Raw genomic sequence first — 23,459 nt, 5'->3', positions numbered from 1 at the left:
ATACGCGAAAGGGGGGCAGGTTGTTCCCGGAGGAGGCCCGGTGTCCCGCGAAGTCGAGGCGTTCCTGTCAGTTGAGGTTCCTCTGCGCCTCCTCGCGCGCCGGCCGGAGGAGGGCCCGGGCCCCGCGCCCGTCCTCCTCGGGATGCACGGCTACGGGATGGACGCCGAGTCGCTCCTCGCCGTCCTCGCGAAGGCGGCGCCGCCGTCCTTCCTCGTGCTGTCGCTCCAGGGTCCGCACTCGACGCTCCTTTCGGGCCTCGACGACCCCGAACCGAAGCGGGGCTTCCACTGGGGCGTCTCGCCGCGCGCCGAGGACAACCGGCTCGTCCACCGCCGCGCCGTCCTCGCCGCGCTCGCATGGGCCGCAGCGAACGGCGGCGACCGCGCGCGCACGGTCCTCGCGGGCTTCAGCCAGCCGTGCTCGTTCAACTACCGGCTGGCCGCGGCTCCGCCGGACGGGCTCTCGTTCTCCGCGGTCCTCGCGTTCTGCGGCGGCGTGCCCGGCGAGTGGACCGGCCCGGGCGAGCCGACCGAAGCCTCGCGCGCGGTCGACGTCCTCCACGTCTCGACGAACCACGACCCGTACTACCCCGCCTCGCGCATCGCGCCGTACAAGGAAATTCTCGCGACGCGGTTCCGCTCGGCGGAGCACCGGATGTACGACGGGGGCCACCGCGTGCCGTCCGCGTCGTTCGCGGATGTGAGAGAGTTTCTCGGAAGATTCTCTTAGAAGGTGAAGAGGGCGGGCCGCTGGTATCGTGTCCGTCGACATCGGAGGTTTCAATGAAGAAGATCCTCCTCGCAACCGGCATGCTCTCGCTGCTTCTCGGGGCCGCGCTCGTGGCCGGGCCCGCGTCGGGGCCCGCGGCCGTTCGGCCGCAGCTGGCCGGAAAGTTCGTGTGGTTCGACCTCCTCACGAACGACGCGGCGGCCGCGGAGAAGTACTACGGCGGCCTCTTCGGCTGGACGTTCGAGCCCTCGCCGGGCGCGAGAATCCCTACAAGGTGATCCGCGAGAAGGGCCAGCCGATCGGCGGCATCGTGGACATGTCGGCCCGCAAGTCGGACCTGCCCGAGTCCACCTGGCTCGGCTACGTCTCGGTTCCGGACGTCGACGCCGCGGCCGCCGCCTTCAAGACGAAGGGCGGCGCCGTCCTGAAAGCGCCGCTCGACGTCGCGGGCCTCGCGCGCGCGGCCGTCGTCACGGATCCCCAGCGCGCCCTGCTGGGCCTGATCCACATCGCAAGAGGCGATCCACCGGACGCTCCGCCCGCGGACGGCCGCTTCCTGTGGATCGAGCACATGGCCAAGGACGCGCCTGCCGCGATGGCGTTCTACCGGGACGTTCTCGGGTACGACGCCAAGCCGCTCGACGCGGGCATCGCCGGCGTCGACTTCCCCTATTTCGTGCTCGGGAAGGGCGGGAAAAATCGTGCGGGGCTTTACGTGACGCCGTGGAAGGAGCTGAACTCGAACTGGCTCCCCTACGTCAAGGTCGCGGACGCCGGCGCAGCCGCCGAGAAGGCGAAGTCGCTCGGCGGCCGGATCGTCCTCGCGCCGCGCGCGGATCTCCGCGACGGCAGCCTCGCGATCGTCGTCGACCCCACGGGCGCGGCCCTCGCGCTCCAGAAGTACCCCTTCGAGAAGAACGGAAAGTGACGAGGAGGATGCGATGAAGAAGACCCTGTCCCGCGCGCTCGCGCTCGCCGGCCTCCTCGCCCTCGCGGTCACGGCCTCCGGCTGCTACCCCTACGAGGGGCCGAGCGATTCTTACGGCTACGGCTACTCACCCGGGGTGAGCGTGAGCGTCTACGGCGGCTACTACTCCCCGGGCTGGGGAGGCTGCTGCTACGGCGGCCCGATCGGAATGCCCCGGCCCATGCCGGTCCACTACTGACGGTCACTCGATCGGCGGGAGACGTTTCGCTCTCAGAACCTCACTGAGGCCCGGGATGTCCTTCGCCGCGAGCCCGGAGGCGCGCGCCTCGACGTCCTTCAGCTCGCGCTCGAGGACGGCGACGCGCTCGACCTGGTAATCGCCCGGCCGGCCCTCGTACGAGAGGATCGCGTCGTAGACGTACGCGAGGTGCTCGCGCAGGCGCTCCTCGCCCGTGATCGCTCCGCCCTCGGACGTCGCGACGACGTCCTTGCGGATCGCGTCGGCCTTCGCGGAGAACGCGTCGAGGTCCTTGCGGAGCGCGTCTCCCGCGGGGAGTCCCTTCGCGCGCTCGGCCGCGACCGCCCGGTACCGGTTCAAACGGTCCACGGCGTCGCTCATGCGCCCGAAGAGCGCGTGCGCCTGCATCGCGGCGTCATACTGGGCCTTGCGGTCGGCGAGCGTGAACGGAGCCTTCGGGTCGAGCGAGACGACGAGCGGAGTCTCGACGACGTCCTTTCCCTTCGTCAGGCGCACCGTGTACGTGCCGGGGAGAACGCGCGGCCCCGCTCCGGCGCCGCCCGCCTGAGCGGCCGTCGGGACGCGCGGGGGTTTCTCCTGCATCGACCACACGACCCGGTTGATTCCCTTCCTCTTGCCCGCGGCGAGCGTGTCGACCACGCGGCCCGACGCGTCGAGGACCTCGAGCCTCATGCGCCCGAACGTGTGGCGGGTCTTCTGGACGTAGGAAATGACCGCGCCGGACGGCGGGTTCGGGCCCGCGTAAGAGGCGTCGCCTTCGGGCCAGCCGCCCTGGCCGCGCGGCTTCTGGACGACCGGGCGTCCCGGGAGGAACGCGACGTCCTTCGCGAGGACGTCCTCCGTGAGCGCGCGGAGCGGCGTCAGGTCGTCGACGATCCAGATCCCGCGCCCGTGCGTCGCGACGACGAGGTCGTGGTCGCGCGTCTGGAACGCGAGGTCCCGCACGGAGACGGACGGGAAGTTCCCGCCCTTGAACTCCCTCCACGTCTTCCCGGCGTCCCCCGAGATCCACAGGCCGAATTCCGTGCCGAGATAGAGGAGGCCCTCCCGCACGGGGTCTTCCCGGATCACGTACGCCCAGCCGCGGACGCGTGAGGACGGGCCCGCAATCCGCTCCCAGGTCTTCCCGAAGTCCTTCGTCGCGTAGACCCACGGCGAAACGTCGCCGAACGTGTGGCGGTCGAACGCCGCGTACGCGGCGCCGTCGGCGTGCGCGCCGGCCTCGACCCACGAGACCCAGCTCGCCGCCGGGAGGCCCGGGACGTTCTTCACGAGGTTCGTCCACGCGGCCCCGCCGTCGCGCGTGAGCTGGAGGTTGCCGTCGTCGGTGCCCACCCAGATCGTCTTTGCGTCGCGCGGGCTCTCGGAGATCGAGTAGATCGTCGTGTGCATCTCGGCGGCGGAGTTGTCCACCGTGATGCCGCCGGATTTTTCCTGCTGTTGTTTTACGGCGTCGTTCGTCGTGAGGTCGGGCGAGATCCGCTGCCACGACTGGCCGCCGTCCTTCGTCACGAACAGGAACTGCGCGCCGAGGTAGAGCTTCCCCTTCTCGAGGCGCGAGAGGTGGATCGGCGTGTTCCAGTTCCAGCGGAGCTTTTCCTTGTAGAGAGCCTTCGGCTGGATGTCGCGCGCCGCGAGCGTTTTCCGGTCGATCCGGCCGATGAAGCCGCCCTGCATCTCGGCGTACACGAAGTTCGGGTCGGTGGGATCCACGAAGACCCAGAAGCCGTCGCCGTTGTAGAGGTTCTCCCAGCGGCCGTTCGTGATGCCGCCGGGATACGCGGAATCGCCGGCCCACGAGCTGTTGTCCTGCAGGCCGCCGTACACCTGGTACGGCTCTTTTTCGTCCACGGACACGTGGTAGAACTGCGAGACCGGCAGGTTGTTGCACTTCCACCAGCGGTTCGCGCCGTCGTGGGAGATCCACAGGCCGCCGTCGTCGGCCGTCACGACGTGCTTCGGGTCCTTCGGGTTGATCCAGACGTCGTGGTGGTCCCCGTGCGTGCCGCCGCCCACGTCGCCGAAGCTCTCGCCTCCGTCCTCGGACGCGATGAGCGTCAGGTTCGGCTTGTAGACGCGGTCGGGGTTCGTCGGGTCGACGATGAGGCGCGAGAAGTAGAACGGCCTCCAGACCATCCGCTGGCTGTCGTCCTTCCGGGCCCACGTCTTCCCGCCGTCCTCGGAGCGGAAGAGCGCCGACTTCACGCCCTCGATCACCGCGTAAACCCGGTCGGGCTTCGACGGGGCGATCGCGACGTCGAGGCGGCCCCACGGCCCCTCGGGCAGGCCCGGCGCGGACTTCGCGTCGAGCGTCTTCCACGTCGCGCCGCCGTCCTCCGTGAGGAAGAGGCCCGAGCCGGACGTGCCCGCCGGACCGTCGCTCCCGGAGCGGAACGTCCAGCCCTTCCGGCGGAAGTCCCAGAGGCCCGCGAAGAGTCGGTCGGGATTGCGCGGGTCCATCGCGAGACCGGAGCAGCCCGTCGAGAGGTTGCCGCCCTTGAGGACGAGCGACCAGCTCTTCCCGCCGTCGGTCGTCTTGTAAAGGCCGCGATCCGCCGAGTCCGACCAGAGCTTTCCGGGCACGCACGCGTAAACGACGTCGCTCCTCTTCGGGTCCACGAGGATGCGGTCCACGCGCTCGGCCTCGGGGAGGCCCATGTGCGCCCAGGTCTCGCCGCCGTCGCCGGAGCGGTAGATCCCGTTACCGACGGACACGGAGTTGCGCGTCCAGCTCTCGCCGGTGCCGACCCAGACGACCTTCGGGGCCGACGGGTCGAGCGCGATCGCGCCGATGGACTGCACGGGCTGCCGGTCGAAGACGGGCTTGAACGTGGTTCCGCCGTCAAGCGACTTCCAGACGCCTCCCGATGCCGCGCCCACGAACAGAGTCACCTTTCCGTCGTCCTCCACGCGGCCCGCGAGCGCGGCGATGCGGCCGCTCATCTGGGCCGAGCCGATGTTGCGGGCGCCGAGGCCCGAGATCGTTCCGGCGTCGCCCGCGGGGGGCGCGGCGGATACGGCGGATGCGGCGAGGGAAGAGGCGAGCAGGAGCGCGGCGGCTCTCATCGGCCCGCTCCCGCCGGCGCGGCGATTCGTGCCGGGAACGCGAACGTGTCCGCGGCGACCGCGACGCTGGCTTCGGCCTTGTCGTAGACCGACTTGCCCCGCGAGGCCGGGGGCGAGCCCACCGGCCCGCTCTCCTCGCTCATGGCGACGTAGACGCCGCCCACCTTCTCGTAGTCGCCGTAGTCCGTCTCGATCACCTGCTCGGCCCCGCGAACCATGTTCTTCTGCAGGTCGCGGATCACCATCCAGGTGTCGGGGTCGATCCAGACGAGGACGTCGCCTCCCCACTTCAGGCGCACGCGCAGCTTGTGCGCGAGCGTGCCGTCCACGTCCTCGGTCCCGAGGTACTCGAGCGTGTGACCCTTCGCCTTCGCATCCACGAACGGGCCGTCCAGGTCGGCCGCGAGCCGGAACGGCTTGACGTCGTCCTCGGACATGAGCGAGGCCTCCTTGCGGCCCTCGAAGGGCTGCACCTGCCAGCCCCTCTCGCCGTCCCACGCCTGGATCTGCGTGAGACCCTGATACGTGGACTCCTGCCGGACGCGTCCCGGCCGTTCCTTCACGTCCATCGTCGTGATGAGAAGGTTGCGCCCCGGGATCACGAACCGGCCGGTGCGGCGCAGGCTTTTCAGCGACGCGAGGGCGGCAGCGCCGCCGCGCGCCTCGACGTTTTTCACGACGATCTCCTCGGCCGTGATCGCGACGGCGGGCGCGGCCGCGAGGAGGAGGATGAGGGCGGGCAGGGTCCGGAGGGTCTTCGGCATGGGTTGGATCTTAAGCGGGCCGGTGTACGCTTCGCGACGTGCTGGGAATCAAACGCGAAACGGACTACGCGGTCCGGACCGTCCTGCACCTCGCGTCTCTGCCTCCCGGAGCCCAGGTGCAGGTGAAGGACGTCGCCGCCCAGAAGCTGCTCCCGCTTTCTTTCGTGCGGCGCATCGTTGCGCGCCTCGGCGCGGCCGGCCTTCTCACCACGACGCGCGGCCTCAAGGGCGGGATCGCGCTCGCGCGGCCGGCCTCCCAGATCTCGCTTCTCGACGTCGTCCTCGCGATGGACGACCCCGTGACGCTCAACCAGTGCCTCGACCCGGATCACACGTGCCCGCTCTCCGCCGCGTGTCCTGCCCACGTCGCGTGGGGCGAGGCGACGGAAATTCTGGAGACACACCTCGCCTCCGTACGCTTCGACGCCCTCGCCGGGGGCGAGCGCCACGCCGGCGCCCACCGCCGGCTCGCCCGCACGAACACACGCCGCTCCTAAGGAGACAAGCATGACCTTCCGCAGAACGGCCCTCTCCGCGCTCCTCGCCGCCACGACCGCCTTTCCCGGTCTCGCGGCCGGCCTCGATCCGGCCACGCAGGCAAGGCTCGCGGCCGACAAGGAGGCGATCCGCCAGGCCGACGCCTCGCGGCGGGCCGTACTCCTGACCCGGGGCACCGAGCAGGGGGACCGCAACCGCGCGCTCGAGGACTTCCGGGACCGGCGGCGCAAGGCCGTCCTCGACGCCGTCGAGGCGCTGCTCGCCGTCCGCGGCTCCGTCCCGAAGGAGGAGTGGAAGGCGATCGTCGCCCAGGTCGGCGCGGGCGGGGGGATGCCGTTCCTCGCCGAAAAGGCGCAGAAGGAGCTGCCCGCGGTCGTCGCCGATGCAGGACGGCGGGCCTCCGCCGACAAGACGCTCGCGGACCTCGCCGCGGCCCTGAAGAAACAGGGCGCGGACCCGAGCTCGGCCGGCCAGAAGTTCCTCTCCCTCCTCGACAAGAAGAATTCCACCAAGGACGACTTCATCACGGCGATGGAGAAGGTCACGGCGGCCCAGGAAAAGCTCGACCAGAAGGTCCTGGACGGCCTCAGCAACCTCCAGAGGACCCTCACCCCCGAGGAGTGGGACGAGCTCGTCCGGCGGCTCGCGGCTCCCTGATCCGCCTGTATCAGGGCTGTCCCGGCAGACCTGCGTCTAGAATGCCCCGCCCGCCGGTTCCGGCGGGACTGCCGGAGGACACATGCAGGACAGTTTCAAGACCAGGGCCAGCCTGAAGGCCGGCTCGGCGACCTACACGTACTACAGCCTCAAGACGCTCGAGAAGAAGTTCCCCAGGGTCAAGAAGCTCCCCTTCTCGCTCCGGATCCTCCTCGAGAACCTCCTGCGCCACGAGGACGGCCGGACCGTCACGAAGGAGGACATCGAGGCGCTCGCGAACCGCGACGTGAGGAAGCCGACGGACCGCGAGATCGCGTTCCGCCCCGCGCGCGTCCTCCTGCAGGACTTCACGGGCGTCCCGGCCGTCGTGGACCTCGCGGCGATGCGCGAGGCGCTCGCGGCGATGGGCGGCAACCCCGAGAAGATCAACCCGCTCGCGCCCGCCGACCTCGTGATCGACCACTCGGTCATCGTCGACCAGTTCGCGACGTCGCAGGCCTTCGGGAACAACGCGAAGCTCGAGTTCGACCGGAACCGCGAGCGTTACGCGTTCCTCCGCTGGGGGCAGAACGCGTTCCGCAACTTCCGCGTCGTCCCGCCCGACACGGGCATCTGCCACCAGGTGAACCTCGAGTACCTCGCGAGCGTCGTCTTCACCGGCAAGGGGAACACGGCCTACCCCGACACGCTCGTCGGGACGGACAGCCACACGACGATGATCAACGGGCTCGGCGTCCTCGGCTGGGGCGTGGGCGGGATCGAGGCCGAGGCCGCGCTGCTCGGCCAGCCGCAGTCGATGCTCATCCCGGACGTCGTCGGCTTCAAGCTCGTCGGGACGCTACCGGCCGGCGCGACGGCGACCGACCTCGTCCTCACCGTCACGCAGATGCTCCGCAAGAAGGGCGTCGTCGGGAAGTTCGTCGAGTTCTTCGGCCCCGGCGTCGCGGGCCTCGCTCTCACCGACCGCGCCACGATCGCGAACATGGCGCCCGAGTACGGCGCGACGATGGGCTTCTTCCCCGTCGACGCCGAGACGATCAAGTACCTGAAGTTCACGAACCGGCCCGCGAAGACCGTCGCGCTCGCCGAGGCTTATTGCAGAAAGCAGGGGCTCTTCCGCACGGACGACTCGCCCGAGCCCGTCTTCACGGACACGCTCACGCTCAACCTCAAGGACGTCGAGCCTTCCCTCGCGGGCCCGAAGCGCCCGCAGGATCGCGTGCCGCTGAAGGACTCGAAGAAGATCTTCCGCGAGTCGCTGAAGGGATTCCTCGAGAAGGCGCCGGCCGGCTCCGACACGAAGACCTCCCCGGTGAAGGACGGCCGGACGACGTACGAGCTCCCGCAGGGCGCCGTCGTCATCGCGTCGATCACGTCGTGCACGAACACGTCCAACCCGTCCGTCATGCTCGGCGCCGGTCTCCTCGCGAAGAAGGCCGTCGAGCGCGGGCTGTCGGTGAAGCCGTGGGTCAAGACGTCGCTCGCGCCCGGCTCGAAGGTCGTCACGGACTACCTGAAGGACGCGGGGCTCATGCCCTACCTCGAGGCCCTCGGCTTCCACCTCGTGGGCTACGGCTGCACGACGTGCATCGGCAACTCGGGCCCGCTGCCCGACGCCGTGTCCGAGGCCGTGAAGACGGGCGACCTCGTCGTGGCGGGCGTGCTCTCGGGCAACCGCAACTTCGAAGGCCGCATCAATCCGCAGGTCAAGATGAACTACCTGGCCTCGCCTCCGCTCGTCGTGGCCTACGCGCTCGCGGGCGAGATGGACAAGGACCTCACGGTCGAGCCCATCGGCACCGACCGGAGCGGCGCGCCGGTGTACCTCAAGGACATCTGGCCGACGCAGCAGGAAGTTCTCGACGCGATCGGGACGGCGGTCAAGCCCGAGCACTTCCAGAAGGCGTACGGAGAGGTCTTCGACGGCGACGCGAGCTGGCAGGATCTCAAGATCCCGAAGGGCCGGACGTACGTGTGGGAGGAGTCCTCGACCTACGTGAGGAAGCCCCCCTTCTTCACGAACATCCCGAAAGTCCCCGCGCCCGCGAAGGACCTCGCCGGGGCGCGCGCCCTCGTCATGCTCGGCGACTCCGTGACGACGGACCACATCTCCCCGGCCGGCAACATCGCGAAGAACTCGCCGGCCGCGAAGTACCTCGTCGCGCACGGCGTCGCCCCCGCGGACTTCAACTCCTACGGCGCCCGCCGCGGCAACCACGAGGTCATGATGCGCGGCACGTTCGCGAACATCCGCCTCAAGAACCTCCTGATCCCCGGCAGCGAGGGAAACGTCACGATCCACTTCCCGAGCGGCGAGCAGATGTCGATCTACGACGCCTCGATGAAGTACCAGGCCTCGAAGATCCCGCTCGTCGTCCTCGCGGGCGCCGAGTACGGCACGGGCTCCTCGCGCGACTGGGCCGCCAAGGGCACGATGCTCCTCGGCGCCCGGGCGGTCATCGCGAAGAGCTTCGAGCGCATCCACCGCTCGAACCTCGCCGGCATGGGCGTCCTCCCGCTCCAGTTCGAGGCGGGCCAGGACGCGGCGAGCCTCGGGCTCTCCGGACAGGAGACGTTCGCGGTCTCCGGCATCGCCGAAGGCCTCGCGCCGAAGAAGAAGCTCACGGTCACGGCGACGGACACGGAGGGCCGCAAGAAGACGTTCACGGCCGTCTGCCGCCTCGACACGCCGAACGAGGTGGACTACTACCTCCACGGAGGCATCCTCCACTTCGTCCTGAGGCAGCTCGCGGCCCCCCCCCCCCCCCCCCCGCCCCGCCCCCCCCCCCGCCCCCCCGCCCCCCCTCCTCCGGGCCGCCTGACGCGCCGCGGAACGGGCGTCTCGTGGGGAGATTCGTTCTCGACTAAGATCTCCCCACCTTGAGCGCACGCGCGGCGCAGTGTCCGAACTGCGGAGCGGAAGTTCTGTTCTCGGCCGGGTCGTCCCTCGTGACGATCTGCCGGCAGTGCCGCTCCGCGGTCGCGCGCCGCGGCGTCGACGTCGAGGCGATCGGCGTCGTCGCCGAGCTCGTCCCGACGTCCTCGCCGTTCAAGGTCGGGATGCGCAGCCGCGGGTCCAAGACCGTCAAGCCGTTCACGATCGTCGGGCGCCTCCAGCTCTCGACGGGCGAAGGCACGTGGGACGAGTGGCACGTCGCGCTCCAGGACGGCGGCTTCGCGTGGCTCGCCGAGGCGCAGGGCGGCTTCTGGATGATGCTGCCGCTCAAGGCCCCGCCCGTGCCCGATTGGGCGCAGCTCTCGCCGGGCCAGTCCCTCGACCTCGGCGCGTACGGCCGCTTTGCGGTCGCCGAGGTGCGGCAGGCCACGTACGTCTCGGCCGAAGGGGATCTGCCCTTCATCGCGCCGCCCGGGTCGGTGTTCCGCTACGCGGACATTTCGGGCGCCGACGGCTCGCTCGGCACGCTCGACTACGGCGACGACCCGGGCCTCGACGGCTTCTACGTCGGGCGGAAGCTCGAGCTTGCCGACCTCGGCATCGAGGGCCTCGCGGCCTGGAAGGACCGCAAGGCCTCCGCGAAGGCGCAGGCGCTGAACTGTCCGGCCTGCGGCGGCGCCCTCGAGCTGAAGGACCCCGCGAACACGGTCCGCATCGCCTGCTCGCACTGCGGGTCGATCCTCGGCGGCAAGGACGAGACGAGCCCGCCGGACAAGTTCGCGGTCATCCGAAAACTCACGGCCGTGCCGTTCAAGCCCTCGCTCCCGCCGGGCGCGGAGGGCACGCTGAACGGCCACACGTACACCGTCCTCGGCGCCATCCAGAAGGAGACGACGTCCGACGGGACGACGTATCTCTGGGTCGAGTACCTGCTCAAGGAGCAGAAGAGCGAGGCCTACCACTGGCTCGCGGAGTCGAACGGCCACTTCACGCTTCTCGAGCCCGTACCGGGCGGAGGGGTCGAGGCGACAGCCCGATACGCGACGTACAAGGGTGCGCGCTACCGGATCTTCTCGCGCAGCCGCGCGAGCGTACGCGCCGTGGTCGGCGAGTTCTACTGGGCCGTCAAGAAGGGCGAGACGACGACGGCGACCGACTTCGTCGCGCCGCCGCGCATGCTCTCGAGCGAATCCGGCGACTCCGAGTCCGCGTGGACCGAGGGGGCCTACGTTCCGCACGACGACGTCGCGGCCGCCTTCCCCTCGGCGGCGCTTCCCTCGCCGTCCGGCGTGGGCGCGGCCCAGCCGTGGCCGCACGCGGGGACGAGCCATCTCTGGTGGAAGACGGCCCGGATCCTCGCGCTCGCCGCGATCGTCATCTTTGCAGTCGCGAAGGTCACCGCGCCGAAGCGTGTCGTGTTCGACCACACGTACGACCTCGTCGACGCAGATCGCATGCTCTACGCCGAGCGCGGCACGGCTGCCGCCGCCGGCGCCTGGGCGCAGCAGACCGCGCCCGCTCCCCAGAACCCCGTCGCCGCCCGCGAGGCGCGCGAGGAAGCCGAGGCCGCCCAGCGCGTGATCCTGAGCGAGCCCTTCGAGACGAAGCGCACGGCGAACCTCGAGGCCGTGATCTGGTCGCCGACGGACAACAACTGGGTCGGCGTGGGCGTGAGTCTCATCGCCGAGGGAAGCGGCGACGTGCGGACGTTCGGCCTCGTGTCGGACCGGTACCACGGCGTCGACGGCGGCGAGAGCTGGAGCGAGGGAAGCCAGAGCCGCACGGTGCGGGTCTCGCGCATTCCGGCCGGCAAGTGGGTCGCGCGGCTGGATCCGGAGTCCGAGCGCGGGAAGGCGCCGCCGCAGTTCCGGATCCGGCTCACGAGCGGCGTGCCCCACCTCTCGCACCTGATCTGGACGCTCGTGTTCCTCCTGGTGCCGCCGTTCCTGCTGGTCTTCTCGCGGATCTCGTGGGAGGGCCGGCGCTGGGCGGAGAGTGATTTCACGTCGGCTGGCGGCGAGCGCACGGACTCGGATTCCGGTTCGGACTCGGACGACTAAGGGGAAACCATGCGACGGATCTTCCAGGCCTTCGGCTCTCTCCTCCTTCTCGGGTACGCGTGGGCCGCGTTCACCGGGTGGGAGACGGGCGGTGGCGTCACGCACCAAACCCTTCCGCCGGGCGCGCGCAACGCCGGCGGCTACCGTACGTACCACTTCTGGAGCGGAGGAAAGTGATGATGGACTGGTGGAACCTTCACGGGCATCAGGTGTTCTCGACGATCGTCTTCTCGGTCGTCGGGCTCGTCCTGTTCGGGATCTTCTTCGCGACCCTGCCGAAGGTCCTCCCCTTCTCGCTCAAGAAGGAGATGGAGGAGGATCAGAACGTCGCCCTCGCCATCGTCATCGGCTCGATCGTGATCGCGATGGCGATCATCATCGCCGCCGCCGTCACGGGCGGCTGACGATCCCCCCGGAGGGCGCGTGAGCGCGGACCGCGCGGAGGGCCGCGCCGCCGGGTCCGCCCGCGGCGTGACGCCCGTCTACCTGACGGTCTTCGCGATCGCGTCGTGCGGGCTCGTCTACGAGCTCGTCGCGGGCGCCCTCGCGAGCTACCTCCTCGGCGACTCGGTCACGCAGTTCTCGCTCGTCATCGGCGTCTACCTCTCCTCCCTCGGGCTCGGGGCGTTTCTCTCGCGTTACGTCGTGCGCGGCGTCGCGCGCCGCTTCGTGGACGCCGAGATCGCGGTCGCCCTGATCGGCGGGCTCTCGGCCCCGGCCCTGTTCTTCGCGTTCTCCTCGCCCCGGTGGTTCCCTCCCGTCTTCTACGGCGTCGTCGTCCTGATCGGGACGCTCGTCGGCCTCGAGATCCCGCTCCTCATGCGCCTCCTGAAGGACGCCGTCGAGTTCCGCGACCTCGTGTCGCAGGTCCTCACGTTCGACTACCTCGGCTCGCTCGCGGCCTCTCTCCTCTTCCCGCTCGTCCTTCTCCCCCGCCTCGGCCTCACGCGGACGTCCGTCCTGTTCGGCCTCGTGAACGTGGCGGTCGCGTTCTGGTCGCTCCACCTCTTCCGGGACCGCATCGGCAACCCGGCGGGCCTCTACGTCCGGGCGGCGCTCACGGGCGCGATCCTCGTTGCCGCGTTCGTCCTCGCCGACCACCTCACGGCCGTCGCCGAGGAGACCCAGTACGCCGACGAGGTCATCGTCGCGAAATCGACGGCCTACCAGCGCATCGTCGTCACGAAGAACCGCGCGGGCTTCCAGCTCTTCCTGAACGGGCACCTGCAGTTCTCGTCCGTGGACGAGTACCGCTACCACGAGGCGCTCGTCCACCCGGCGTTCGCGGCCGCCGGAGGGCGCGGGCGGCGTGTCGCCGTCCTCGGAGGCGGGGACGGCCTCGCCGTGCGCGAGGTCCTCAAGCACCCCGAGGTCGAGAGCGTCACGCTCGTGGACCTCGACCCGGGGATGACGGGGCTCGCACGAACGCACCCGCTCTTCGTCGAGCTGAACGGCGGCTCCCTCGCGTCGCCGAAAGTGCACGTCGTCAACGACGACGCGATGGTCTGGATCGCCGCGGGCAAGGACCTCTTCGACGTCGTGATCGTGGATTTCCCCGACCCGAACAGCTACGCGGTCGGGAAGCTCTACACGTCGCGCTTCTACGCGCTCCTCGCGAGACGGCTCGACCCGGAGGGCGTCGTGTCGGTCCAGTCCACGTCTCCGCTCTTCGCGCGCCGGAGCTTCTGGATCGTGGACGCGACGCTGAAGGCCGCCGGCTTCACGACGAAGGCGTACCACGTCGCGGTGCCGTCCTTCGGCGAGTGGGGATTCGTTCTCGCGGCGAAACGGCCGTTCACGGTCGGCTCCTCTCTGCCCGAGCACCTCCGCGCGCTCTCGACGGAGCTCCTCCCCACTCTCTTCGTCTTCGGCCCCGACACCGGCCCGCTGGAGTCCCCCGTGAACCGCCTCAACGACCAGGTCCTCGTCCACACGTACGAGCGCGAGTGGAAGCGCTTCGACTGACGCGCCGCGACGCGATCGCGTCGCTCGTCGGGGCCCCCGCGCTCGCGGCGTTCGCGTCGGCCCTCGCGGGCTGCTCGCGAAAGGACGTGCGCGCCCTCGAGTTTCCGGGCGGGTTCGCCGTGCCCGACGCCTCTCTCGGCCACCTCCTGCGGGGCGGCGAACTTTTCGCGCGCCCCGCCGTGAGAACCGAGCGCGTCGGAACCGCGATCGTCGGCGGCGGCGTCTCCGGCCTCTCGGCCGCATGGCGCCTCGCGCGCGCGGGCGAGACGGACTTCCGCGTCTACGAGCTCGAGCCCGAGCCGGGCGGCACCGCCGTCTCCGGCGGCAGCGACGTGAGCCTCTTTCCGTGGGGCGCCCACTACGTCCCCGTCCCGGCCTTCCGCAACCCCGCGCTCGAGGCTGTTCTCGAGGAGGTCGGCGCGCTCGTGGGGCGCGACGCGGACGGCGCTCCCGAGTGGGCGGAGGAAATGCTCTGCCGCGAGCCCGAGGAGCGCCTCTACCACGGCAACCGCTGGCACGCGGGCCTCTACCCGTACGAGGGGGCCTCGCGCGCGGACGTCGAGCAGCTGAACCGCTTTCGCGTCCTCATGGACGCGCTCGCCGGCCGCAAGGACGGCGAGGGGCGCCGCGCGTTCGCGATCCCGACGCGCCGCTCCTCGGACGACGCGGACCTCCTCGCTCTCGACCGCACGACGATGGCCGAGTGGCTGGACGCGAACGGCTTCGCGTCGAAGCGCCTGCGCTGGCTCGCCGAGTATGGCTGCCGCGACGACTTCGGGACGAACCTCGACCGGATCTCCGCGTGGGCCGGCATCCACTACAACGCCTCGCGCCTGCCCGGGGAGGACGAGGACGAGGAGCCGTCGGACTTCCTGACGTGGCCCGAGGGAAACGGCCGGCTCGTTCAGCACCTCGCGAAATCCGCGGCAGGAAAGATCGACTCGCGGGCGCTCGTCTTCGACGTCGTGCCGTCCGCGGCGAAGGGCGCACCCGTTCGCCTGCGTTACCTCGACGCAAAGACGAAGGAGGTCGTCGCCGTCGAGGCGAAGGACGCGATCCTCGCGCTCCCGAAGTACGCGGCGCGGCACGTCTTCGCGCCCTGGCGAACGGCGCCGCCGACGTGGCTCGACGCGCTGTCCTACGCGCCGTGGCTCGTCGCGAACGTCACGCTCTCGGGGCGCCCGAAGGAGACGGGGCATCCCCTCGCGTGGGACAACGTCCTCTACGACTCCCGCTCGCTCGGCTACGTCGTCGCGACGCACCAGGCCGGGAAGGACCACGGATCGACGGTCTTCACGTACTACCTGCCGCTCACCGACGAGGAGCCCGTGAAGGCGCGCGAACATCTCCTCTCCGCCGAGTGGAAGGACCTCGCGGCCGCGGTCCTCGCCGACCTCTCGCGCGCGCATGCGGACCTGCCCGGGCTCGTGACGCGGATGGACTTCGCGCGCTGGGGCCACGCGATGCTCCGCCCGACGCCGGGCTTCCTCTCGAGCCCCGTGCGCCGCCTCGCGCCCGAGGGCGGCGTCCACTTCGCGCACGCGGACTCGGCCGGCCTGCCGCTCTTCGAGGAGGCGCAGGACGCGGGCGTCCGGGCCGCCGAGGCGATCCTCGCGGCGGGCTAACATCGGAACGATCGTGCCCGACACCGCCTCGAACTGGCTCTTCTCGCGCCGCGCCGACCTCCTGCTCTTCGGCGGGTCCGCGGCGCTCGCGCTCGCCCTCCTCGCGCTCGGGAAGGCGGCCGGAATCCTGGACGGCGACGCGCCGCCCTGGCTGTTCCTCCTCGCGATCGTCGGCGTGGACGTCGCGCACGTCTGGTCGACGGGGTGGCGCGTCCTCGCGGACGGCGCCGACGCCCAGGAGCGGCTCCTCCTGTACGCCGGCGTCCCGCTCCTCGCGTGGGCCGTCGGCGTCGCCGCGTACTCCGTGTCGGCCCTCTTCTTCTGGAGGGTCCTCGCGTACCTCGCGGTCTTCCACTTCGTGCGCCAGCAGTACGGCTGGGTCGCGCTCTACCGCCGCAAGAACGGCGAGGGCGAGGAGGGAGCGTGGAGCCGGCGCCTCGACGCGGCCGCCGTCTACGGCGCAACGCTCACACCGCTCCTCTTCTGGCACGCCCACCTGCCGCGCCGGTTCCAGTGGTTCCTGCAGGGCGACTTTCTCGCCGGCCTGCCGCCCACCGTCGCGCGCGCCGCATTTCTCCTCTACGCGGCGGTCTTCGCGGCCTGGATCGTCAAGGAGATCGCCCGCTCCCGCGCCGGCCGGCGCGTCTCGTGGGGCAAGATCCTCGTCGTGCTGACGACCGTGGCCACGTGGTTCCTCGGGATCGTCGTCCTCGACTCGGACTACGCGTTCACGGCCACGAACGTCTTCGTCCACGGCATCCCGTACCTCGGCCTCGTGTGGTTCACGTCGAAGGCGCGGGCCGAGAGCCGCCGCGCGGCCGGGGCTCCTCCCTCCCTTGCTGACCGGGGACTCGCGAGCCTGCCGCTCTTCCTCCTGCCTCTCCTCGCGATCGCGTTCGCGGAGGAGTGGGGCTGGGACCGCCTCGTCTGGCACGACAACCCGCGCTTCTTCCCGGGCGCCGCGGCCGAGCCGGGCGCGCTGGCTCTGGCTCTTCTCGTGCCGCTCCTTGCTCTTCCGCAGGCGACGCACTACGTGTGGGACGCGTTCCTCTGGAAGGTCAAGCCCGCGAACGAGGGCGCCGTCGGCGCGCTGGGGATCCGATGAAGCCGCTCGGCGTGCATTTCCTCCTCGACGTCGCGGGCGCGCCGTTCGCGACGCTGGACGATCCCGTCCTCGTCGAGACGCTCCTCGTCGACGCCGTGAGGCAGATGGGCGCGAAGGTTCTCGGCATCCACATCCACCGCCTGAGCCCGCAGGGCGTGAGCGGCGTCGTCGTGATCTCCGAGTCGCACCTCACCATCCACACGTGGCCCGAGCGCGGCGAGGCCGCCGTGGACCTCTTCACGTGCGGCGACGCGGCCCGCGCGCGCGTCGCCGTCGGCGCGCTCGCGAAGGCGCTCGGCGCCGCGCGGTCGAAGGTCGAGGAGCGCGTGCGCGGCGTCGGGGACGCGTGAGCCGCTAGAACCAGTCGGACCGCATCCGCGCGTACGAGTCCTCGTTCTCCTCGCAGACCGTCGCGAGCGCGGCCGCCTTCGGGAGCTCGGCTCGGATCCAGTACTGCGCGGCCGCGAGCTTGCCCTCGTAGAACGCTTCCGGCCCGCGGCCCGCGTCGATCCCCTCGCGCGCGACGGCGGCCTGCAGCAGCCACTGCCACGCGACGACGAACGTGGAGAAGAGCTCGAGATAGTCCGCCGCGTGGCGGAGCATGCCTTCGACGTCCCCGCCCGCGCCCTTCTTCCCGAGAGACGCCGTGAGTGCGCCGATCCTCTCGCCCGTCCCGCGCACGGCCGCGATCCAGTCCGGCGCGACGCCGGCCTTCTGCGCCCGCGCGCACGCCGACGCGACCTCGCGGCCCAGGGCCGCGAGCGCGGCGCCGTTCTGCGCGACGGCCTTCCGGCCGAGGAGGTCGAGCGCCTGGATCCCCGTCGTCCCCTCGTGGATGGAGTTGAGCTTCTGGTCGCGCCAGAGCGCCTCGGGCAGGTACTCGCTCGTGTACCCGTAGCCGCCGTGCACCTGAACGGCGAGGGAAGTCGACTCGAAGCCCTTCTCGGCCGGGAAGCTCTTCGCCACCGGCGTCAGGAGGTCGAGGAGGAGCTGCGCGCGCTCGCGTTCGGCCGGCTCCGGCGCGTGCTCGGACACGTCCGCGAGCCGCGCGACGCAGAGGATGAGCGAGAGGCCGCCCTCCACGATCGCCTTCTGACGCAGGAGCATCCGCCGGACGTCCGCGTGCTCGACGATCGGGACCTGCGGCTTGCCCGGATCGCGGCTGCCCACGGGCCGGCCCTGCGGCCGCGTCCGCGCGTACGCGAGGCTCTCGTGGTAGGCGACGGAAGCCGTCGCGACGGCGTCGGCGCCGACCGAGATGCGCGCCGCGTTCATCATCTGGAACATGTAGGGGACGCCCTGGTTCGGCTCTCCGACGAGCCAGCCGCGGCAGTCGCCGGCCTCGCCGAAGGAGAGGACGGCCGCCGGAAGCGCTCTCCAGCCGATCTTGTGGACGAGCCCGGCCGTCGTGACGTCGTTCGGGGCGAGGGAACCGTTCTCGAGGCGGCGCTTCGGGACGACGAAGAGGCTGACGCCACGGATCCCGGCGGGCGCGCCGTCGATCCGGGCGAGCGCAAGGTGGACGACGTTCTCCGAAAGATCGTGGTCCCCGCCCGAGATGAAGATCTTGGAGCCCGAGAGGAGGAAGTGGTCGCCGGCCGGCGTCGCGCGCGTCGCGACGTCCGACAGGCTCGAGCCCGCCTGCGGCTCCGTGAGCGCCATCGTCCCGGTCCAGCGCCCTTCGTAGAGTGGCGCGAGATACGTCGCCTTGAGCGCCGCGCTCCCAAACGCCTCGACGAGATGCGCGGCGCCCGTCGTGAGGCCGGCGTAGCTGTAGACGGCGCAGCAGCCCGCCATGACGTAGAGGTGCGCCGCGGTCGCGACGGTGAGCGGCAGCTGCGCGCCGCCGACGTCGAACGGGCGCGAGGCCGCGACGACGCCGATCTCGACGAGCTTCGGCCAGATTTCGTGAAGGAGTGGATGCACCGTGACGCGCCCGCCCTCGAAGCGCGGCGGCTCGGCGTCGAGCACGCGGTACGCGGGGAACAGCGTCTCGCGCGCGAAGCGCCGGCAGACGCCGACGTACGCATCGAACGTCTCCCTCGCGTGGTCGGCGAATTGGGGGTACGCGAGGAGCGACGCGGCGTCGTGGACCTCGTAGAGCAGGAAGTCGAGGCCGCGGTCGTCGACGAGAGGGTTCAAGGCTGCTTTCTCGGGGGACGGTTCCCGTTGTCCATGTCGGACACGATCATCCAGCGGCCGTCTCTCTCCTTGCGGAGCGTGAGCGTGAACTTCCCGTCGTCCGGATCGCCCGCCTTCCGGGCGTAGCCGCCGAGGATCCAGCCGGTCGCGCCCTCGACGCCGAATGCGAACGCGCGCAGGGCGAGCGGGCCCTCGTGCCCCTCGTAGGCGGCCTGGATAGCCCCACGCCCGCGCACGGGAGGCTTGCCGCCCTGGAGGACGAACCCGTCCTCCGCGAACAGTGCCGCGAGGCCCGCGGCGTCGCGCGCAGACCACGCTTTCTCGTAGTCGCGGAGAACGCGGTCGAGCTCCGCGGGAAGGGGGACGGAGGGAATGGGAGTCGGAGAGGGAGACAGCGAGGGAGAGGAAGAGGGGAGATTCTGCGAAGGTGCCCGTGCGGCGAGGGCCACGGCCGCAATCAGAAGGAGCAGGCGCGGCGCGGCGCTCCGCCGCGAATATTCACCTTCTAAGAAAATCCTCATCTTCTCTTTCTCTCTAATCCTCTCCGAGCTTCTTCTTCAGCTCGCCGAGATCGCGCCCGAGCGCGGCGACGGCAGCCTCGAGCGATGCGAGGCGGAAGGCAAGCTCGCTCGGCGGCGGTCCGGGCGTCGCGTGCCGCGCCGCCTCGACGTCCGCGACCGGGCCTCCCACGAGATGCGTCCAGCGCGTCTCCTTCTGCCCGGGCCGGCGCCCGCGCTCGGCGGCGAGCGGCTCCGGCCCCGCCGCGAGAGCCCGCAGGGCGTCCTCGACCTCGCCCGGCGTCGCGAACGCGTGCAGCCGGTCGCTCCGGCCGCGCAGCTCGCCGGGCGTCTGCTCGCCGCGCAGGAGCAGGAGCGTCATCACGGCCTTGCCGGCCGCGTCGAGACCCCACCGGCGGTCCACGTTCTGCTCCCACTTCTCGGCGCGCGCGCCGCCCGTCTTCCAGACGAGGACGTGCTCGCGGAGCCGCTCGAGAGCCGCGAGCACCGCTGCCTCGTCCAGCTCCGTCACGGGCTCGCGGTTCGTTTTCTGGTTGCACGCCGCGACGAGCGCGTGGAGCGTGAGCGGGTAGTACTCCGGCGTCGCCTGCTGCTTCTCGAGCAGGGCGCCGAGGACGCGGATCTCGGCCGCGTCGAGCGGCCGCGGCAGCCGGGGAGGCGGCGTGTCGTCGGTGAGAGGCATGAGAACGGAGATTATGCGTCGAGAAGGACAGCGGATAATTCCCTCGCGCGGAGGAACGATGCGGCTGACCATCCCCTCTTCACCCTCAAAGAAATTCCTCCTCCTCCTCGTCCTTTCTCTTCTCTTGTCGAGACTCGCGCAGGCCGACGCCAAGGACGTGAAGCTCGAGACAATCAAGCTTCCGCCCGGATTCACGATCTCGCTCTACGCGGAGGTCCCGGGCGCGCGCTCGATGGCGATGGGACCCGGGGGAACGCTCTTCGTCGGGACGCGCGAGGGCTCCGTTTACGCCGTCGTCGACGCGGGCGACGGGACGAAAGCGAGAGAGGTCCTCACGCTCGCGAAGGGTCTGAACGAGCCGAACGGGGTCGCCGTGAGGGACGGCGCGCTCTACGTCGCGGAGGTCTCGCGCATCCTGCGTTTCGACGGGATCGAGGCGCGCCTGAAGAGCCCGGGACGGCCTGTCGTGGTCACGGACGCGCTCCCGAAGGACGGCCACCACGGGTGGAAGTTCATCGCGTTCGGGCCCGACGGCTGGCTCTACGTGCCGGTCGGCGCGCCCTGCAACATCTGCAAGCGGAGCGACCCGTACGCCGCGATCACGCGCATGAAGCCGGACGGGACCCACTTCGAGGTCTACGCGCGCGGCGTCAGGAACACCGTGGGGTTCGACTGGGACCCGGCCACGAAGGAGCTGTGGTTCACGGACAACGGGCGCGACTGGATCGACGACGACACGCCGCCGGACGAGCTGAACCACGCGCCAACGCCGGGGATGCACTTCGGCTTCCCGTGGTGCCACGGGGGCGACGTGAAGGACCCGGAGTTCGGCAACGAGCGGCCGTGCTCGGAGTTCGTGAAGCCGGCCGTCCGGTTCCAGGCCCACGTCGCGCCGCTCGGGATGCGCTTCTACACGGGCTCCGCCTTCCCGGCCGAGTACCGCGGCCGGGCCTTCGTCGCCCAGCACGGCTCGTGGAACCGCAAGAGGAAGGTCGGCTACCGCGTCGCGACGATCCCGTTCAGGGACGGAAAGCCCGGCGCCGAGGTCGTCTTCGCGGAAGGCTGGCTCGAGGGTGAGAAGGCCTGGGGCCGGCCCGTGGACGTCCTCGTGAGGCCCGACGGCTCCCTTCTCGTGTCCGACGACAAGGCGGGCGTGATCTACCGGATCGCCTTCTCCCGCTGACGCAGAGAGCGGCCCGCGTTATGATTGGGGGGCTCGCGGGGAGAAGGAGACTTCATGAAACCGGCTCGTCCGGCGCGGAGAGCTTCCGCATGAATCCCTCGAATCTCTTTGAGGTCAAAGGCGTCATGGGGATCGCCTTCCTCGGGTTTGCCGGCCTTCTACTCTTCATCCTCATCGTGTCGTTCCGGGCGCGCGCGACCGTGTTCTGCCAGTACCTCAAGGCGATGACCGGGATCGAGCTCAAGCCGCGCGACGTGGGCAGCGTCTTCAAGGCCCAGGGCCAGGACGGCGTGCGCGAGCTCTTCCTCGATCTCATCATCAAGGAAGACCTGCGGCAGACGGGTCCCCTGCAGATTCCGCCCGAGTTGCGCGCGGGCAAGCCCGGCACGCCGAAGTCCCAGGGCTGACCGGCGGCACGCGCCGTGCTGGCCGGTCCCGCGATGAGCCCGCTCGTCCTCCGTAGAGTGCGCGCCGGCGCCGTCCTGCTGCTGGCGGGGCCGCTTCTCGCGCAGGCGCCGCCCGGAGCCACCCCCGTCCCGACGCCCCGGCCCGGTGTGACCGCGGCGGAAGAGGTCACCGTGCTGCTCCTCGACGTCGTGGCGGTGGACGGCAAGAACCGCCCGGTGTTCGGCCTCGTCGCGGCGGACTTCGAGGTCCGCGTCGCCGGCAAGGTCCAGACGATCGACTCGTTCGAGCCGCCGCGCGAGCCTCGGTCCCCGGCCACGGCGAGGGAAGGGCGGCCCGATTCCGAGGAACGCATCGCGGGAACGACGACGCCGTTCGAGCAGAAGGGCCCGACGCGCCACGTCCTCGTCTGGGTGGATCTCGAGCAGCTCCCCCGCACGTCGATCCTCGACACGGCCAAGGCGCTGCACAGCACGTTCGACCACGCACCCTCGGGCCGCTACGGCTTCGCGACGCACTTCGGCGGCACGTCCGCGCGCGTGTGGGACGCGGATTCGGTCGACGCGTTCCTCTACGAGGCCGACCGGATGAGCGCCGAGGTCGCCGAGGACTCCGGCGGCGCGGCCATGAAGCAGGCCGGCGCCCCCGGCATGGCCTCGCCGCGCGGAATGGAGTCGCCGCTCCAGTACGAGGCCCGGAAGCTCACCGAGGACCAGCTCATCCGGGACCTCATCGCCACCGAGAACGCGAACGGAGACACGCGCCTGATTTTCCAGGCCGTCTCGCAGTACCTCGGGGCCGAGCGCCGACGCGTGAAGACCCTCGTCGAGGACCTCCGGGAGGCCGCGCAGCGTTTCTCCGCGCTGGACGGCCCGCGCCACCTCTTCTACGTCTCCGAGGGTTTCGAGCGCGTGCCGGGCTTCAACTTCCTCGCGCGCCTGAGAGCCGAGGAGACCGCGAGCTTGCGGCCCGCCGCGACGGGAGGGAGCATTCCGGGCCTGCCTTCCGGAAGCTCGCGCGGCCGCTCGGGCGCCGGGAGCTTCCCGACGATTCCGGGGGCGCCCGGAGCCTCGCAGGAGCTCGGCGCCGGCCGCTTCGTGTTCGACCCGAGCGCGCTCCCGGAGGCCGACGACCTCGCGCGCTTCCTCGCGACGTCCGGGGTGATCGTCCATTTCATCGACCCCGGCTCGCTCGGCCGCGGGCTCCCTTCCGCCGCGGACCGGTACGCGTTCAACGCGAGCCTCCGCCAGGACGAGGCGCGCAACCTGCAGGACACGCCGATGCGGTACGTGCAGGAGACGGGCGGCATCGCCCGGGTCTCGACGAACGACATGTCCGCCGCGTTCGAGGGCCTCCTCGACGCGACGGCCGCGACGTACCGGCTCGGCGTCCGCCTTCAGGGCGTCGACCCGAAGAAGACCTACTCCGTCAAGGTCGCGACGCGCAAGGCGGGTGTGAACATGCTCGCGCGCTCCGCGTTCAAGCCCGCGGGGCCGTCGCCGAAGGCGGCCGCGGCCCTGGCGGAGGACGCGCGCCACGCCGGCGTCGCGGCGCGGGCCGACGCGAACCGCCCGGGCGCGGCGCGCACGGCGAAGAAGGCGATTCCCCTGACGCTCGAGTGGAAGGGCCGCGCCTCGACGGCCTCGCCCGACCCCGGCAAGCCGTTCTGGAAGCTCGAGGTGAGAATCCCGCACGAGGAGCTGACCTTCGAAACCGAATCGGACGCCTTCGTCGCGAGCGTGAAGATCGTGGTCGAGGCCGCCGCGCTGGACGGACCCGCGCGCGATTCGGCGAGCGACGACTGGTTCCTCTCCTACGCGAGCGACGAGTACAAGGCCGTCCGGGACACGCCGGCCTCGCGCCTCGTCACGCTCCAGCTCCCGCCCGGCCGCTACAGCCTCACCGTCTCCGTGAACGACGCCCTCGGCGGGACGTTCGGGCAGGCCACGCTGCGCGTCGACGCGCGCTGAGTAGAC

General features: G+C 70.8%; 22 protein-coding genes. 17 read left to right on the top strand and 5 right to left on the bottom strand.

The annotated features are described in order from the left end of the window. Nucleotides 1-40 precede the first annotated feature (40 nt). From IPL89_06700 to IPL89_06685, 4 genes are read left to right on the top strand one after another with little or no spacing between them, the layout of a single operon-like run. On the top strand, nt 41-730 hold the full coding sequence (locus IPL89_06700) for a hypothetical protein (protein ID MBK9062871.1): 690 nt from the start codon (nt 41-43) through the stop codon (nt 728-730). Nucleotides 731-783: 53 nt separating this feature from the next. Then, nucleotides 784-1,008, top strand: coding sequence for a hypothetical protein (locus IPL89_06695; GenBank protein ID MBK9062870.1), 225 nt, complete (start codon nt 784-786; stop codon nt 1,006-1,008). After that, nucleotides 1,005-1,658, top strand: a complete 654-nt coding sequence (locus IPL89_06690; GenBank protein MBK9062869.1) for a VOC family protein — start codon at nt 1,005-1,007, stop codon at nt 1,656-1,658. Before IPL89_06695 ends, IPL89_06690 begins: the two co-directional genes overlap by 4 nt. A 13-nt stretch (nt 1,659-1,671) precedes the next feature. Further along, nucleotides 1,672-1,896, top strand: a complete 225-nt coding sequence (locus IPL89_06685) for a hypothetical protein (GenBank protein MBK9062868.1) — start codon at nt 1,672-1,674, stop codon at nt 1,894-1,896. A gap of 3 nt (nt 1,897-1,899) precedes the next feature. Here the strand turns inward: IPL89_06685 and IPL89_06680 are convergent, their stop codons facing one another. Next, a complete protein-coding gene (locus IPL89_06680; GenBank protein ID MBK9062867.1) occupies nt 1,900-4,983 on the bottom strand; it encodes a sialidase in 3,084 nt (1,027 codons plus the stop codon). Next, the gene (locus IPL89_06675) at nt 4,980-5,747 is read right to left on the bottom strand and encodes a hypothetical protein (protein MBK9062866.1); all 768 of its coding nucleotides are present in this window, start codon (nt 5,745-5,747) and stop codon (nt 4,980-4,982) included. The genes IPL89_06680 and IPL89_06675 overlap by 4 nt, the downstream gene beginning before the upstream one ends. 38 nt (nt 5,748-5,785) lie before the next feature. On the opposite strand from IPL89_06675, the gene IPL89_06670 reads away from it, so the two are divergent. The 10 genes from IPL89_06670 (at nt 5,786) to speD (ending at nt 16,903) form a co-directional block, all read left to right on the top strand. Then, nucleotides 5,786-6,244: an Rrf2 family transcriptional regulator gene (locus IPL89_06670; protein ID MBK9062865.1), complete on the top strand. Its 459-nt coding sequence runs from the start codon at nt 5,786-5,788 to the stop codon at nt 6,242-6,244. A 10-nt stretch (nt 6,245-6,254) separates the two neighbouring features. Further along, nucleotides 6,255-6,902, top strand: a complete 648-nt coding sequence (locus IPL89_06665; protein MBK9062864.1) for a hypothetical protein — start codon at nt 6,255-6,257, stop codon at nt 6,900-6,902. A gap of 82 nt (nt 6,903-6,984) precedes the next feature. Next, on the top strand, nt 6,985-9,786 hold the full coding sequence (gene acnA / locus IPL89_06660) for an aconitate hydratase AcnA (GenBank protein ID MBK9062863.1): 2,802 nt from the start codon (nt 6,985-6,987) through the stop codon (nt 9,784-9,786). After that, nucleotides 9,783-11,858 (top strand): DUF4178 domain-containing protein, encoded by a 2,076-nt coding sequence (locus tag IPL89_06655; protein ID MBK9062862.1) that lies wholly within the window; start codon nt 9,783-9,785, stop codon nt 11,856-11,858. The genes acnA and IPL89_06655 overlap by 4 nt, the downstream gene beginning before the upstream one ends. A 9-nt stretch (nt 11,859-11,867) precedes the next feature. Then, entirely contained in the window at nt 11,868-12,035 is a 168-nt protein-coding gene (locus IPL89_06650) for a hypothetical protein (GenBank protein ID MBK9062861.1), read from the top strand. Nucleotides 12,036-12,037: 2 nt separating this feature from the next. After that, complete coding sequence (locus tag IPL89_06645) at nt 12,038-12,262, top strand: DUF350 domain-containing protein (protein ID MBK9062860.1); 225 nt, start codon at nt 12,038-12,040, stop codon at nt 12,260-12,262. A gap of 67 nt (nt 12,263-12,329) precedes the next feature. Next, the gene (locus tag IPL89_06640; GenBank protein MBK9062859.1) at nt 12,330-13,823 is read left to right on the top strand and encodes a polyamine aminopropyltransferase; all 1,494 of its coding nucleotides are present in this window, start codon (nt 12,330-12,332) and stop codon (nt 13,821-13,823) included. Further along, nucleotides 13,805-15,448, top strand: coding sequence for an FAD-dependent oxidoreductase (locus IPL89_06635; GenBank protein ID MBK9062858.1), 1,644 nt, complete (start codon nt 13,805-13,807; stop codon nt 15,446-15,448). Before IPL89_06640 ends, IPL89_06635 begins: the two co-directional genes overlap by 19 nt. A 13-nt stretch (nt 15,449-15,461) precedes the next feature. Continuing rightward, complete coding sequence (locus IPL89_06630; GenBank protein ID MBK9062857.1) at nt 15,462-16,553, top strand: hypothetical protein; 1,092 nt, start codon at nt 15,462-15,464, stop codon at nt 16,551-16,553. Beyond that, nucleotides 16,550-16,903 (top strand): adenosylmethionine decarboxylase, encoded by a 354-nt coding sequence (gene speD, locus IPL89_06625; protein ID MBK9062856.1) that lies wholly within the window; start codon nt 16,550-16,552, stop codon nt 16,901-16,903. The genes IPL89_06630 and speD overlap by 4 nt, the downstream gene beginning before the upstream one ends. A gap of 4 nt (nt 16,904-16,907) precedes the next feature. Here the strand turns inward: speD and IPL89_06620 are convergent, their stop codons facing one another. Genes IPL89_06620 through IPL89_06610 form a run of 3 tightly spaced genes read right to left on the bottom strand, consistent with a single transcriptional unit; the run spans nt 16,908 to nt 19,895 of the window. Next, nucleotides 16,908-18,695 carry an acyl-CoA dehydrogenase gene (locus tag IPL89_06620; GenBank protein ID MBK9062855.1) on the bottom strand — a complete coding sequence of 596 codons (1,788 nt, stop codon included), beginning with the start codon at nt 18,693-18,695 and terminating at the stop codon, nt 16,908-16,910. Further along, the gene (locus IPL89_06615; protein MBK9062854.1) at nt 18,692-19,216 is read right to left on the bottom strand and encodes a nuclear transport factor 2 family protein; all 525 of its coding nucleotides are present in this window, start codon (nt 19,214-19,216) and stop codon (nt 18,692-18,694) included. Before IPL89_06615 ends, IPL89_06620 begins: the two co-directional genes overlap by 4 nt. A gap of 13 nt (nt 19,217-19,229) precedes the next feature. Further along, on the bottom strand, nt 19,230-19,895 hold the full coding sequence (locus IPL89_06610; GenBank protein MBK9062853.1) for a YceH family protein: 666 nt from the start codon (nt 19,893-19,895) through the stop codon (nt 19,230-19,232). A gap of 58 nt (nt 19,896-19,953) precedes the next feature. Between IPL89_06610 and IPL89_06605 the strand changes: the two genes are divergently transcribed. From IPL89_06605 to IPL89_06595, 3 genes are all read left to right on the top strand, one after another. Next, nucleotides 19,954-21,078, top strand: a complete 1,125-nt coding sequence (locus tag IPL89_06605; protein ID MBK9062852.1) for a sorbosone dehydrogenase family protein — start codon at nt 19,954-19,956, stop codon at nt 21,076-21,078. Between the two features lie 89 nt (nt 21,079-21,167). Further along, entirely contained in the window at nt 21,168-21,485 is a 318-nt protein-coding gene (locus IPL89_06600) for a hypothetical protein (GenBank protein MBK9062851.1), read from the top strand. A 33-nt stretch (nt 21,486-21,518) separates the two neighbouring features. Further along, complete coding sequence (locus IPL89_06595; GenBank protein ID MBK9062850.1) at nt 21,519-23,453, top strand: hypothetical protein; 1,935 nt, start codon at nt 21,519-21,521, stop codon at nt 23,451-23,453. Nucleotides 23,454-23,459: the final 6 nt, after the last annotated feature.

This window comes from Acidobacteriota bacterium, assembly GCA_016716715.1.
In the GTDB taxonomy this organism is placed as follows: Bacteria; Acidobacteriota; Thermoanaerobaculia; order UBA5066; family UBA5066; genus Fen-183.
Note: the sequence above shows the minus strand (reverse complement) of the source record. Positions and strands in the feature narration are given on the sequence as shown.